Annotated in this window: 8 protein-coding genes; all 8 read left to right on the top strand. The window is 42.4% G+C overall.

Annotation, left to right across the window (positions count from 1 at the left end; all coding sequences use genetic code 11):
- The 8 genes from prc (at position 1) to rlmKL (ending at position 15667) form a co-directional block, all read left to right on the top strand.
- Entirely contained in the window at positions 1 to 2007 is a 2007-nt protein-coding gene (gene prc / locus R7H07_RS05980; RefSeq protein WP_017634279.1) for a carboxy terminal-processing peptidase, read from the top strand.
- A 194-nt stretch (positions 2008 to 2201) separates the two neighbouring features.
- Complete coding sequence (locus R7H07_RS05975; protein WP_005377438.1) at positions 2202 to 2867, top strand: hypothetical protein; 666 nt, start codon at positions 2202 to 2204, stop codon at positions 2865 to 2867.
- A gap of 226 nt (positions 2868 to 3093) precedes the next feature.
- Positions 3094 to 5700 carry an aminopeptidase N gene (gene pepN, locus R7H07_RS05970; RefSeq protein WP_025766613.1) on the top strand — a complete coding sequence of 869 codons (2607 nt, stop codon included), beginning with the start codon at positions 3094 to 3096 and terminating at the stop codon, positions 5698 to 5700.
- A gap of 65 nt (positions 5701 to 5765) precedes the next feature.
- Positions 5766 to 5984 carry a DUF2835 domain-containing protein gene (locus R7H07_RS05965; protein ID WP_005377440.1) on the top strand — a complete coding sequence of 73 codons (219 nt, stop codon included), beginning with the start codon at positions 5766 to 5768 and terminating at the stop codon, positions 5982 to 5984.
- 201 nt (positions 5985 to 6185) lie between these two features.
- Positions 6186 to 11027: an NAD-glutamate dehydrogenase gene (locus R7H07_RS05960; protein ID WP_206959238.1), complete on the top strand. Its 4842-nt coding sequence runs from the start codon at positions 6186 to 6188 to the stop codon at positions 11025 to 11027.
- A 311-nt stretch (positions 11028 to 11338) separates the two neighbouring features.
- A complete protein-coding gene (gene pyrD / locus R7H07_RS05955) occupies positions 11339 to 12349 on the top strand; it encodes a quinone-dependent dihydroorotate dehydrogenase (RefSeq protein ID WP_017634281.1) in 1011 nt (336 codons plus the stop codon).
- Between the two features lie 168 nt (positions 12350 to 12517).
- Positions 12518 to 13060 (top strand): cell division protein ZapC, encoded by a 543-nt coding sequence (locus tag R7H07_RS05950; protein WP_005377444.1) that lies wholly within the window; start codon positions 12518 to 12520, stop codon positions 13058 to 13060.
- 486 nt (positions 13061 to 13546) lie between these two features.
- On the top strand, positions 13547 to 15667 hold the full coding sequence (gene rlmKL, locus R7H07_RS05945) for a bifunctional 23S rRNA (guanine(2069)-N(7))-methyltransferase RlmK/23S rRNA (guanine(2445)-N(2))-methyltransferase RlmL (protein WP_054702333.1): 2121 nt from the start codon (positions 13547 to 13549) through the stop codon (positions 15665 to 15667).
- Positions 15668 to 15674 lie beyond the last annotated feature (7 nt).

The following is a 15674-nucleotide window of genomic DNA, read 5'->3' as shown; positions in this document are numbered from 1 at the left end:
ATGAATTGCCGTTCAAAAGTGACCCTGATTGCTGCTAGCTTATGGCTAGCAGCATCAGCTCAGGCTCTTGAAGCCAAACTACATAAAGATGACCTGCCGGTTCTTTCTCCTGAAGTTCAGCATGAAACAGCTAGCAAACGAGTCACCTCGCGATTTACCCGCTCTCATTATAAGCACTTCAGCCTCAATGATGATTTCTCTAAAGCGATCTTTGAACGCTATGTAGAGTTGCTTGATTACAATAGAAATATTTTCACTCAAGCAGACATCGATTCATTTAAAAACTGGTCAGTCGAGCTTGATGATCAGCTTAAATCGGGCAACAACCAAATTGCTTTTGATGTTTACAACCTCTCAATGCAGAAGCGTTTCGATCGTTTTGCTTATGCGTTAACTCTACTCGATGAAGAGATCAAGTTTGATACCGATGACGAGATAGAGTTAGACCGCTCTGAGGCCGCATGGCCAAAAGACGAAGCAGAGCTCAACGAGTTGTGGCGCAAGCGTGTGAAATATGACGCGTTAAATCTGAAACTGACTGGCAAAGAGTGGCCAGAGATTAAAGAAGTTTTAGAGAAGCGTTATAACAACGCGATGAAGCGCATCACACAGACCAACAATGAAGACGCATTTCAGTTGTATATGAATGCCTTCGCGCGACAGGTTGACCCTCATACAAGCTACCTTTCTCCACGTAATGCCGAGCAATTCCAATCGGAAATGAACCTTTCTCTAGAAGGCATCGGCGCCGTTTTGCAAATGACAGACGATTACACAGTAATTCGTTCACTTGTTGTTGGCGGTCCGGCCTCAAAGAGTAAGCAACTTGGTGAAGGGGACCGAATCACTGGTGTTGGACAAGACGGTGAAGAAATTGTCGACGTGATCGGTTGGCGTCTGGATGATGTTGTTCAGTTAATCAAAGGCCCTAAAGGCACAAAGGTTAATCTACAGATCTTGCCAGAAGGTAACGATGCGAAGAGTTACATTGTCACAATTGTTCGTGACAAAGTTCGCTTAGAAGATCGTGCAGTTAAGTCAGAAATCATCGAAAAAGACGGTAAGAAGATTGGTATTTTAGAAGTACCAAGTTTCTACGTCGGCTTATCGAAAGACACCGATAAATTACTAGCTGAGTTGAAAACCAAAAACGTTGACGGCGTAATCGTTGATCTACGCAACAATGGCGGTGGTGCGCTAACAGAAGCAACGGCATTGACAGGTTTATTCATTAAAGAAGGTCCTGTAGTTCAAGTTCGTGACAGCTATGGCCGCATCAAGGTGAATGCCGATACCGATGGAAAAGTGAGTTATGATGGCCCATTGACGGTGTTGATTAACCGCTACAGTGCTTCAGCATCTGAAATTTTTGCAGCGGCAATGCAAGATTATAATCGTGCAATCATCTTAGGTGAAAACTCTTTCGGTAAAGGTACAGTTCAGCAACATCGTTCACTGAATCATATTTACGATCTTTTCGATAAAGAGCTAGGTTATGTTCAGTACACGATTCAGAAGTTTTATCGTATTGACGGTGGAAGTACGCAAAATCGTGGTGTTGCACCAGATATTTCGTACCCAACGCCAATTGAGGCTTCTGAAACAGGTGAAAGTGTTGAAGACAATGCTTTACCTTGGGATCAGATTGATAAAGCACAATATCAAACGTTTCCAAGTAACGACGCCTTAGTTGAAAAACTTACTGCTCTTCATAACAAGCGTATTTCTGATGAAATGGAGTTCCGCTTTATCAATGAAGACATCGAGAAATATCGTAAAGAAAAAGACGATAATACTTTGTCTTTGAACGAAAAAGTTCGTAAGGCTGAATCGGATAAAGCGGAAGCCCTTCGATTACAACGCATAAATGAACGTCAAGTTGCTTTGGGTAAAAAAGCATTTAAAACATTGGATGACATACCAAAAGACTACGAGGCTCCTGATGTTTATTTAGATGAGTCTGTCGCGATTATGGTCGATCTACTTAAGCAGGAAAATCAGTCATAATAACTGGCAATTTAGAATAAAAAGAGTGAGTCTTTCAGATTCACTCTTTTTTTATGCCTTTTTGTCTTCCGCTGTCTCGATATCGAGCAAGATATTCGCTTATTTTCCCCCAATAATTTACGTGATCTACATCTAAAATTTCGCGAAAGTGAGGACTACTGGCTAAGCTAAAAGAAAACGATAAGGATGCCGATATGAAGTGGTTCTTTATTTTACTTAGCTTTTGCTGCTTTAGTGTGTTTGGTGGAGAAAACACCAGAGAAGATGAATTAAGTCACTTTGACACGCCGTTTCTCATCGGAGACTGGTATTTGATGAACCCAAACCCCGAAGAGTCGGCTGAAAACTTTCGTGCGATCAAACTCTCATTAGGTTCTGACTACAGCTTTTCTATTGATATTCAAAAGAAAGACTATTCCGTTGACCATTGGGAAGGGCTGTATAACGCAAATGAAGACACCATCGTTCTTGGTTTAAACACCGACGAGCCTCAAATTTATGCCTATCGCAACAACCATAATACGCTTGATCTTAATGGTGTAACATTCACTAAGGGATTATCCAATTCACTTGCAGGTATTTGGTCTAGCTCTCACGTATCTGGCGACGGTCTTGTGGCAAACAACATTAATCAGATGGATTTGATACTTCAACCTGATTTCGTGTTCATGTTTAGGGTTTCGAACGAAGAAGGGGATGAGTCCATCAAACAAGGTGTGTTTTACACAGAAGATGAGTTTCTGGTTCTGTTGTATGAAAATGGCGAGCATGGAACCACGTATAAGCTCAACAAGAATGAGCTAACGATCGAAGATTCCAATGGTGATATGTACGCCGTACTCAATAGAGTTACGCCATGATGCCTTTAACATGCGCCAAATTACGCGTGCGTACGGTAAGTCATTAATGTTGTTTAAATGTTAATCAAAAAACGGAGCTAGAGCACTAAAAGCTCCGTTTTTTGATGGAAAGACTTGTATTCTGATACCACAACCCCTACAAATAGCTTATATAGTGATACCAGAACTGCATTTTTGATCATGCAGTCTGGTATTTTTGTTGTTCGACATACAAGGATTTATGCTCATGTCTCAAGCTCCCCTGGCCAAATATCGTAAAGATTATAAAGAGCCATCTCATGCGATTACTGATATCGATCTTACTTTTGATCTATATGACAATGACACAATCGTTACGGCGGTATCAAAAGTTGCTCAAAAAGGCGATACAACAACGCTAGAACTCGATGGCGAAGGGCTTGAGCTACGCGCTGTAAAAGTAAATGGTGAGGATTGGGCTCATCACGAGGTGAAGGAGTCATCGCTGGTACTGACCGATCTTCCATCCGAGTTTGAACTTGAAATCGTCACCAAAATTGATCCTGAAGCGAATACAGCACTCGAAGGTTTGTACAAATCAGGCGGCGCATTTTGTACTCAGTGTGAGGCTGAGGGCTTCCGCCGTATCACGTACTATCTAGACCGTCCGGATGTTCTAGCAAAATACACAACAAAAGTGATCGCAGATAAAGCGGTTTATCCATATTTGCTGAGCAATGGTAACCGAATTGCAGAAGGCGATGCAGAGAACGGTCGTCACTGGGTTCAATGGCAGGATCCGCATCCAAAACCAGCTTACTTGTTCGCCCTTGTTGCAGGCGACTTTGATGTATTGCGTGACAAATATACAACGATGTCAGGTCGCAGTGTTGATTTAGAAATCTTTGTTGATAAAGGTAACTTAGATCGTGCAGGCCATGCGATGACATCGCTGATCAACTCGATGAAGTGGGATGAGGAACGCTTTGGCCTAGAATACGATCTGGATATTTACATGATCGTTGCTGTTGATTTCTTCAACATGGGTGCAATGGAAAACAAAGGCTTGAACATTTTTAACTCAAAATATGTGCTGGCGAACGATCAAACTGCGACAGATCGTGATTATTTAGGCATCGAAGCTGTGATCGGTCATGAGTACTTCCACAACTGGACTGGCAACCGTGTCACTTGTCGTGACTGGTTCCAACTAAGTCTAAAAGAAGGCTTAACCGTATTCCGAGACCAAGAATTCTCTTCTGACTTAGGCTCTCGTGCTGATAACCGTATTGATAACGTACGTATTATTCGTGGTCCTCAATTTGCGGAAGATGCAAGCCCAATGTCTCACCCGATTCGTCCTGACAAAGTCATTGAGATGAATAACTTCTACACGCTAACGGTGTATGAAAAGGGCAGCGAAGTTATTCGTATGTACCATACACTCCTTGGCGAAGAGGGCTTCCAAAAAGGAATGAAACTTTATTTTGAACGTCACGATGGTACCGCCGCGACGTGTGAAGACTTTGTTTCTGCAATGGAAGATGCCACCGGTGTTGATTTAAAACAGTTCCGTCTGTGGTACAGCCAATCGGGTACACCAACGCTGCGCGTAAATAGCGAATACAACGCTGATGCAAAAACTTACGCACTAACGGTAGAGCAATTTACGGAGCCGACGCAAGACCAAGCAGAAAAACAAGCGCTGCATATTCCGTTCGATATCGAGTTGTATGATTCGAAAGGTCGAGTTATCCCACTGGTGATTAACGGTGAATCAGTTAATAACGTGCTGGATATTAAACAAGATAAGCAAACGTTCGTATTTGAAAATGTCGAAGAACAGCCAGTGCCATCTTTGTTGCGTGAATTCTCGGCACCAGTCAAATTAGAATACGATTACAGCGATGACGAGTTAGTCTTCTTGATGAAGCACGCAACGAACGATTTTGCTCGATGGGACGCTAGCCAAATGCTATTGGCTAAATACATTCGTCAGAATGTGAAAAACGTTCAAGCGGGACAAGAAGTATCGCTTTCTGAAGGTGTGATAGATGCTTTCCGCGGTGTGCTGTTGGATGAAACGCTTGAGCCTGCTTTCATTGCTCAAGTTTTCTCTATGCCTTCAATCAATGAGATTACTGGTTGGTACCAGCAAATTGATATCGATGCCGTAGACAAAGTGCTAAACAGCATTACAGTGTCACTTTCTAAGGAATTAGAAGATGAGCTAAGTGCGACTTATCACACGCTTAAGCAAACAGAGTATACGATCGACCATGCTGCTATTGGCAAGCGTGCTTTACGTAACCGTTGCCTTCAGTACCTAGCATATACGGAAAAAGGTAATGATTTAGTCAACGCGCAGTACGCATCTGCAAATAACATGACAGATACGATTGCTGCGATGAGTGCCGCAAATAACGCTCAGCTCGAGTGTCGTGAAGCACTTATGGCTGATTATAGCGATAAATGGAAGCACGATGGTTTGGTTATGGATAAGTGGTTTGCACTGCAAGGTAGCAATCCTGCAGAGGATGCTCTTGAAAAAGTAAAAGCAACCATGAACCACGAAGCATTTAGTTTGAAAAATCCGAACCGTACGCGCAGCTTAATTGGCTCGTTCTTAAGTGCGAACCCTGTACGTTTCCATGATAAATCCGGTGTAGGTTACCAATTTGCCGGTGAAATTCTTCGCCAACTAAATGATTCGAACCCACAAGTAGCTTCTCGAATGATTGATCCTTTGCTTAAGTTCCGTAAATACGATGAAGCTCGCCAAGCAATGATTCGTGCAGAACTTGAAAAGCTCAAAGCAATGGATAATCTTGCTAAAGATCTATTCGAAAAAGTGACTAAAGCACTAGACGAATAGTAAACAACACAATAGGGTGGTCATTAAGACCACCTTATTTGTTTATGTCACTTAGTTTTCACTTCATGAACTATTACTACTTCAATCTCAACATTTCATATCAAACGTTTTTATCTCATTATTCTGGTGCGGCAAGTGTTGTTCAAGTTGTCACACACAACGGTTTGCGTTTGCAGTTACCCGCCGCGAGATTTAGACCATTTCTTAGTCAATTGGGCGTTAGAGGCCAGTTTAGACTAACAACTGACCAAAATAATAAGTTTCTTAAGTTAGAAACTCTGTGATGTATTGTATTTGCAGAGAGTTAAATAGGAATCTTAGTCACAGAATCGGACATTTCACCTCTTACCACTACGATTAGTTGTTAAACATTTGTAATTATGCTTTTACAATGGGCACATGCATTACCTATGCTTAGTTTCTAAGGTAACAACCTAGCTACTAAGTCCCCCTACAAAACAACAATTCTAATGTGGAGTGTGAATATGACCGCGCGTGAAAATGTAGTGCCGGTTCTGCTTGAAAAGGTTTACCAACTGATTCAAGACAAACTCGAGCTTTCTCACCAAACGCTTGTAACTAAACTTGCTCAACACTTATTCAGTAACATTGCTGATGATGATCTAATTCAGCGAAACGAATCCGACCTTTATGGTGCTGTCGTTAGCCTTTGGCACCATATCAATGAAAAAAAACCAGAAGAGATTTCGGTTCGAGTATTTAACCCGACCGTAAGTCGTCAAGGCTGGCAATCCACACACACAATCGTAGAAATTGTTGTTCCAGATAGTCCATTCTTAGTGGACTCAGTCAAAATGGCTTTAGCACGTTTGGATCTTGTTTGTCACCTAATGTTGAATAACCCAACACAGATTCAGCGTGATAAAAAAGGCCAAGTTACAGACGTAAACGGTGAGGGTGGTGTTCTTCAATCACTTTTCCACATAGAGGTAGACCGCCTTACTAGTAAAGACGAGATGCAAGCGCTTAAAGAAGAGCTGTTAAGAATTCTATCTGATACTCGCTTAGTCGTTGATGACTGGAAGCAGATGGTTGATAAGCTTAAGTTTGTTACTGATGAACTTGAGAAAAATAAAGATCGTGTTTCTATCCAAACTGATCGTATGGATGAAACGATCGCATTTCTTCGTTGGCTAGAAGATCATAACTTTACCTTTATGGGTTATAAAGATTATGACTTAAAAGAGGTCAATGGTGATACCGAACTTGTTCCTGCTAAAGAAAAAGGACTAGGTCTGTTTGCTGATGACAAGCGCGTGCGTAGCGTCAAGCTCTCTGAATTATCAGATTCAGCGCGATTAGAAGCGAAAAAACCATACGCTCTGATCATCACCAAAGGTAACAAAGCATCTCGTATCCACCGTCCGGCTTATACTGATTACATCGGTATTAAAAAGTTTGATGAAAACGGTAAAGTAATAGGTGAGCATCGCTTTACTGGTTTATATACCTCCGCCGTTTACAACCAAGCGGTACAAAGTATTCCTCTGATCCGTGAAAAAGTTGACCGTATCCTTGAAGCAAGTGGATACCGCCACGGATCATACTCATACAAAGCATTGCACAATATCTTAGAAAACTACCCACGCGACGAGTTGCTTCAAGCTAATGAAGAAGAGCTGCTTGAGGTGGGAATGGGTGTTGTACAAATGCAAGATCGTGACTTGCTGCGTTTGTTTGTTCGTAAAGACCCATTTGGTCGTTTCTTCAGTTGCATGGTTTATGTCACTAAAGATCGTTACAACACAGAATTGCGTCGTCAAACTCAACGCATTCTTAAGCAGTACTTTGGTTGCGAGCAAGAGGTTGAATTTACAACGTACTTCTCAGAAAGCCCACTAGCGAGAACACATTACATTGTTCGTGTAGACAATAACAACATTGATGTAGACGTGAAAAAGATCGAGCAAAATCTAATGGAAGTTTCTACCTCTTGGGATGACAGACTAAAAGAATCCATCATTGCTAACTTTGGTGAAAGTAAAGGCCTTCCTCTTTCAAAAGAATATATGAGTGCGTTCCCTCGCTCATACAAAGAGGACATGATGCCAGGTTCTGCGGTTGCAGATATCGAGCGCTTAGAAGCGTTAAGTGATGATAATAAACTTGGTATGTTGTTCTACCGACCTCAAGAAGAGGGAGCAGATTCCAAAGCTGTCCGCTTAAAGTTATATCATCGCGATGAACCAATTCACCTTTCTGACGTAATGCCGATGTTGGAAAACCTTGGTTTGCGTGTGATTGGCGAATCGCCATATGAGATCGAGAAAAACAACGGTCAGACCTTCTGGATCCTTGACTTCTCTATGCTGCATAAGAGCGAGAAAACCGTTGACCTTCGTGAAGCTCGTGATCGTTTCCAACAAGCATTTGCTGCCATTTGGGCGGGTAATCTTGAAAGTGATGGTTTCAACCGATTGTTATTAGGTGCGTCTTTATCTGGCCGTGAGATTTCCATTCTTCGCGCTTACGCACGATACATGCGCCAAGTCGGCTTCCCATTCAGTCAGCAGTACATCGAAGACACGCTAAGCCACTACCCAGACTTAGCGACAGGTCTAGTCAAGCTGTTCACCAAGCGATTTGATCCGAAACACAAAGGCAGCGAGAAAGGCCAAAACGATCTAATTAAAAAGCTAACAGAGCAGTTGGATCGTGTAGAGAGCTTGGATGATGATCGTATTATTCGTCGTTATATCGAAATGATCATGGCGACGCTTCGTACCAACTACTACCAAGTAGACGAGAATAAGCAGCCTAAGCCTTGGTTATCTTTGAAAATGAAGCCAAGCGATATTCCTGAGATTCCGCAGCCTGTACCTGCATTCGAGATCTTTGTTTACGCACCAGATATTGAAGGTGTTCACCTTCGTGGTGGAAAAGTGGCTCGTGGTGGTTTGCGTTGGTCAGATCGTCAAGAAGACTTCCGTACGGAGATTCTTGGCTTAGTGAAAGCGCAACAGGTTAAGAACACTGTAATTGTACCAGTGGGTGCAAAAGGCGGCTTCGTTTGTAAACGCCAGCCATCTCTCACCAGTCGTGATGAAATTTTTGCGGAAGGTCAGCGTTGTTACAAACGCTTTATCCGTGCACTGCTTGATGTGTCAGATAACATCATTGAAGGAGAGGTGGTACCACCACAAAACGTTGTTCGTCACGATGAAGATGACCCATATCTAGTAGTGGCTGCCGATAAAGGCACAGCAACCTTCTCAGATTTGGCAAACTCTGTTTCTGCAGAATACAACTTCTGGCTAGGTGACGCATTCGCTTCAGGTGGTTCAAACGGTTACGATCACAAAGCAATGGGAATCACCGCAAAAGGTGGTTGGGAATCTGTTAAACGTCACTTCCGTGAAATGGGCATCAACTGTCAGACCACTGATTTTACTGCAATCGGTGTAGGTGATATGGCAGGTGACGTGTTCGGTAACGGTATGCTGTTATCGAAGCATATTCGATTGCAAGCTGCGTTTAACCACATGCACATCTTTATTGATCCAAATCCAGATTCAGCCAGCAGCTGGGAAGAGCGTAACCGCTTGTTTAATTTGCCAAGATCAAGCTGGGAAGATTACAACAAAGACTTGATCTCTCAAGGTGGTGGCATCTTCTCTCGTCGATCAAAATCGATCCAGTTGACGCCAGAAATTCAGAAAATGTTAGGTACGAAGAAAGCATCTTTAGCGCCTAACGATCTGATAAAGATGATCTTGAAAATGAAAGTCGATCTTCTTTGGAACGGTGGTATCGGCACTTACGTTAAATCATCGACAGAAACTCATACAGATGTTGGTGACCGTGCTAACGACATGCTGCGCATTGACGGCCGTGACTTAAGAGCCAAAGTGGTTGGCGAAGGTGGTAACTTGGGTATGACTCAGCTTGGTCGTATCGAATACGCACTAACTGGCGGTCGAGTGAACACGGACTTCGTTGATAACGTAGGTGGCGTTGACTGTTCGGATAATGAAGTCAACATCAAGATCTTCCTCAATGGACTGGTTTCAAATGGCGATCTTACGGTTAAGCAACGTAACCAAATTCTAGAGTCTATGGAAGACGAAGTGGGTGAAATTGTCTTGGATGATGCTTACCGTCAGTCGGAGTCGATCTCTGTTACTGAACAGCAAGGTGTTGGCATTGTTAAGGAGCAAATTCGATTCATCCACACTATGGAGAAAGCAGGGTACTTGGACCGTGCTCTCGAATACATTCCTGATGATGAAACGCTAATCGAGCGTGAAAAACAGGGACTAGGTCTGACTCGCCCTGAGCTATCAGTGTTAGTTGCCTACGGTAAAATGGTACTTAAACAGCAACTTGTTACGGATGAAATCGCAAATGATGAATTCCATGCAAAACAACTTGTTGAATATTTCCCAAGTGCGTTACGACGTAACTATAAAGATCAAATGGTTAATCACCCACTGCGAGCTGAAATTATCGCTACAGCATTGGCTAACCAGATGGTTAATGAAATGGGCTGTAACTTCGTTACTCGTTTGCAAGAAGAAACTGGTGCAAGTGTTGTCGATATTGCCAACGCTTACAGTGCGGCTAGAGAAATCTTTGATTTAGAAGAAATCCTCAAGCAAACTCGCAAACTTGATAACGTTACGACAGCGCAAGCTCAATACGAAATTATGTTTTACGTGCGCCGAGCACTGCGTCGAATTGCACGCTGGTTGCTTCGTAACCGTAGCGGCAAATGCACGGTCGGTGAGTTGATTGCTATCTACAAGCAAGATGTCAATGTTATCACTGAAACCCTAGACACTATGTTAGTTGAGTCTGAAGTTGAAGAACACAATGAGTTGGCTCAAGGTTGGATAGAGAAAGGGGTTGAAGAGAAACTCGCTCACCAAGTTGCCCGCTTATCAAGCTTACAATCTGCACTGGATATTTCATCAGTAGCAAGTGAAACAGGTAAAACGGTTGAGCAAGCATCGAAACTCTACTTTAACTTGGGTGACCGTTTATCGTTGCATTGGTTCTTGAAGCAAATTAATAGCCAAGCCGTTGATAACAACTGGCAAGCACTTGCAAGAGCGGCATTCCGTGAAGATCTGGACTGGCAACAACGTCAACTTACCGCTCAGGTACTGACTTGTGGCTGCTCAACCGAAGAGCTTGACGTGATGGCTGCGTTAGAAGATTGGATTGAAACTAACGAGCAATCGTTGCACCGCTGGGAGAGTATCTTAAACGAGTTCAAAGTTGGCTCAGTACACGAATTTGCTAAGTTCTCTGTAGCACTTCGAGAGCTAGTACTTTTAAACCTCAACTGCTCATCGAAAGAGTAGTGGAATAATCAAGTCATAAGTAAAAGCCTCGTTATTTAACGGGGCTTTTTATTATCTATTATTCACATTTGGAACGAAAATAGTTACATTGTCACATTGAGTTGAAATTAAAACAGAGTGAAATCGATTGCTTTTAAGCGGTTAGTTACGATTTTTATCGCAGAAACTTGATTGTAATTGTTTGTTTTATATTTGAAAATCTTATAAAGATATAGGTTTTTACTTATTACGTTCATTTTCATTGAATTACGATGAAAAACGGTAAATAATATTGTCCCGTTTATACGGGGCTTTTTTCTTTCGGAGGCACAATGCTTTACCGTCTAGCCAGAACTGGCTTTTTCCAACTCGATGCCGAGAAGGCACATGATCTTGCAATCAAGAACTTCCAACGCTTTAACGGCACACCACTTGATCTCTTTTACCGCCAACAGTTACCAACTCGTCCAGTTGAGTGTATGGGTCTAACATTCCGTAACCCTGTTGGTCTTGCGGCTGGTTTAGATAAAAACGGCGAATGTATTGAAGCATTTGATGCCATGGGCTTTGGCTTTGTCGAAGTCGGCACTGTAACGCCACGACCACAACCAGGTAATGATAAACCACGCTTATTCCGTTTAGTGGAAGCAGAGGGGATCATCAACCGCATGGGCTTTAATAACCTAGGCGTTGATAATTTGATCGAGAATGTTAAACGAGCAAAATTCAATTGTGTTCTCGGAATTAATATCGGTAAAAATAAAGATACGCCAATTGAAAAAGGGGCAGAGGACTACCTGATTTGTATGGAAAAAGTGTATGAGTATGCTGGCTATATTGCAGTAAACATCTCATCGCCAAACACTCCAGGTCTTCGTTCACTTCAATATGGTGAAGCGCTTGATGAACTGCTTTCCGAATTAAAAGCGAAACAAGCGGAGTTATCAGAGAAGTACAACAAGTATGTCCCGTTAGCATTAAAGATTGCGCCAGATTTAAGTGACGATGAAATCTGCCAAATCTGCGATTCTTTATTGAAAAACAATATAGATGGTGTGATCGCGACTAACACAACTTTGGATCGCACGATCGTAGAAGGGATGAAACACGCCAATGAGGCAGGTGGCTTGAGTGGTCGCCCTGTGCAATCACGCTCTACGGAGGTCGTACGTAAGCTTCATGAAGAGCTTGGAGACAAACTTCCAATTATCGGTGTTGGTGGTGTAGATTCCTATGTTGCAGCCAAAGAAAAGATCATGGCAGGCGCTAAACTTGTTCAAGTCTATACTGGCTTTATTTACCACGGCCCAGGTCTCGTACGTGATATTGTTAAGAATCTTTAACATATACATCAAAAACTACTGAAAAATCAGTACCTGTTACATAAAAAAGAGGACTTTGTTTCCTCTTTTTTTTTATCCGTTCGTTTGTAGAATTTAAAAATCACGAGTAGGTAATTAAGCGTCTTACCTCTTTACCACTGATTTAACTAGTCAAGAGAGAACGGAATAATGCTTAAACCCAGCGACAAATGGAATTGGTATTTTGACGAGCAAAAAGCTTGCTTAATGCTGGATCTGGGGGAGGAAATGATTTTCCAAACCAATCTATCCCGAAAATTGTTGGTTAACTGTGCCTTCTCAAACAGTGAATTTACCGTTGATGACGCCAGCGCATTTCAAACGTTTAATGAGCGCATTCGCTGTCTCGATATCAGTGAATATCGCCAAGCTGAATTAACACTGTATTGTGTTGCTGCAAAGCGTTTTCATAAACCTGTACAGCCTAAGAGCTGGTTCTTCGATGCACAGTCCTCTGATTATGAACCTCAAGAAGGGGACATGGTCTTTCTCACAAATCAATATTCTGATGGTATGTTCATCGTTCTAGAACCAGGCGAAACATCGAGCTTATGTGCTTATGTTAACCAAGAAGCCTTTGTTCTTGATGGCAATAAGGCGCTTCAATTTGGGCAGCCGATTAAAGTAATGCATGATCGCATGGCTTGTGCAAACCACCTCTTTGCAATGACCCCTATGGCAATGGTGGGTTAAAGCTGTTTAATTTTTCTTTATTTCGTTCCTTTGTTTGCCTTAATCGACCTTAGTGGGTCGATTTTTTTTGTCCTTTCCTCTGACACTCCAATCCGAAATACCATGAAACTGTTTGTTTTCTATGCATGCAAACATGAAGCTGGTCACTTTTATTTTACTTATTTCAATTTGATTACCCCTTTAACTAGGCAACCTAGCGCCTAAAACAACCCTATTTATTCCCCTATAAAGGGTATTTGTAAGTAATTTACATCAATCAATCCACACTGGTATATACCAAAATGAGCGTAAATAAGTATTCACTTCTTCTAAAGGAAACAAAATACGTTCATGAATGAAAAACATTCAAACTAAAGATGTTGAAAGTTTTAGATCATTTGAGTGGTGATGATTTGAACTAACGGGTGGGAAAATACCTTTAAAAACGAGGCATTGATCGTAAAGTCAGGTATAATTGAAGCCATTTTTTATCAGCGAAAGAACACTATGAATCAATATCTCGCGGTAACTTCAAATGGCATGGAAAATTTGCTTGTTGAAGAACTGACTAAACTAGGCATTGAAAATGCGAAACCAGTACAGGCAGGCGTAAAATTTAAAGCGACAAACGAACAGGTTTATCGCTGTTGTTTGTGGAGCCGTTTAGCGTCTCGATTTGTACGTGTTTTATCTGAGTTCACGTGTAACAACGACATGGACTTGTATCTATCCACTTCCACTATTAACTGGGTTAACCAATTTCATAGCTCTAAACGCTTTGTTGTGGACTTTAACGGCACAAACCGTGAGATTAGAAATAGCCAATACGGGGCTATGAAGGTCAAAGATGGCATCGTAGATTGCTTTGAGAACAAAGGCTTGCCACGTCCTAATATCAGCAAAGAACGCCCAGATATTCGTATTCACGTTCGTTTGCATAAAGATAAAGCGTTGCTTGGGGTAGACATGGTAGGTAGTGGTCTTCATCAGCGTGGTTATCGACCAGAATCGGGTCGTGCGCCATTACGTGAAACGCTTGCTTCTGCGATTATCATGCGTTGTGGCTGGGATGGGCATCAACCATTACTCGATCCAATGTGTGGTTCTGGTACTTTGCTTATTGAAGCGGCAATGATGGCAGCCAACATGGCACCTGGCGTTAAGCGCAAACAATGGGGCTTCGAAGTTTTGGAAGACTTTGAACCGGAGACCTGGGCTGAGATTAAATCAGAGGCTAATGTTCAAGCTAGACGGGGTGTCAAGAAAGTTGACGCTAAGTTTTTTGGATTCGATAACGACCCCAAAGTATTAAAAGTCGCTCAAGAAAACGCCCGCAGAGCAGGTGTTGAAGAGTTGATTGAGTTTGCGCAAGGTGATGCTGCAACTATTACTCGTCCCGCAGGATTTGAACACGGTGTTATCGTTTCAAACCCACCTTACGGTGAGCGTCTAGGAACTGAGCCGGGGCTGATTGCGCTCTATACCGCATTCGGTGGACAGCTAAAATCTGAGTTTGGCGGATGTAAAGCATCTATCTTCTCTAGCTCGGACGAGCTCTTGAGTTGCCTTCGTATGCGCGCTGATAAACAGTTTAAATTGAACAACGGTGCGTTACCGTGTCACCAAAAGAACTACAGCATTGCCGAGCGCAGCGCTGATGAAGTTAAAGGTGCAGATACTAACGTTCAAATCGCACCAGACTTCTCAAACCGTTTGAAGAAAAACATTGGCAAGATTGGCAAGTGGGCTCGTAAAGAGAAACTAGACTGCTATCGTATCTACGATGCAGACCTTCCAGAATACAACGTAGCGATCGACGTGTACGGCGATCAAATTGTGATTCAAGAGTACGCAGCACCTAAGAACATCCCTGAAGAAAAAGCCAAGCGTCGTCTAACGGACATTATCCGTGCGACGATTCAGGTGACCGGTGTTGAAGCGAACAAAGTTGTACTGAAAGTTCGTGAGAAGCAGAAAGGTCGAAGCCAGTACCAAAAATTAGGTCAGGTATCAGAGACGCTCGAAGTAAACGAGTACGGTGTGAAGCTGATCGTGAACCTTCATGACTACCTAGACACAGGCCTGTTCTTGGATCATAAGATCACTCGTCGTCGTCTTGGCGAAATGGCACAGGGTAAAGATTTCCTTAACTTGTTTGCTTACACTGGCAGTGCAACAGTGCACGCTGCAGTTGGTGGTGCTCGGTCCACTACAACTGTCGATATGTCAAACACCTACTTGAATTGGGCGAAAGACAATATGCAGCTTAATGGCTGTGTAGGGCGCCAACATAAATATGAACAAGCGGACTGTTTGCAATGGCTAGAAAACGCAAAAGGTGAATACGACTTGATCTTTATTGACCCACCTACGTTCTCTAACTCTAAGCGTATGGAAACATCATTCGATGTACAACGTGACCACATTAAGCTAATGAAGAACCTCAAACGCTTACTGAGAAGTGAAGGCACAATCGTATTTTCAAATAACAAACGTCACTTCAAGATGGATGAAGAATCACTCGCTGAATTGGGTTTGAAGGTTCAGAATATTTCTTCTCAAACGTTACCATTAGATTTTGCGCGTAATAAACAGATTCATAACTGTTGGCTAGTAACGCACGCGTAGTATAAAC

It is taken from the genome of Vibrio sp. Vb1127 (assembly GCF_033338735.1).
GTDB lineage: Bacteria > Pseudomonadota > Gammaproteobacteria > Enterobacterales > Vibrionaceae > Vibrio > Vibrio alginolyticus.
The sequence above is the reverse complement of the archived record's forward strand: the minus strand, read 5'-3'. Positions and strand labels throughout refer to the sequence as shown.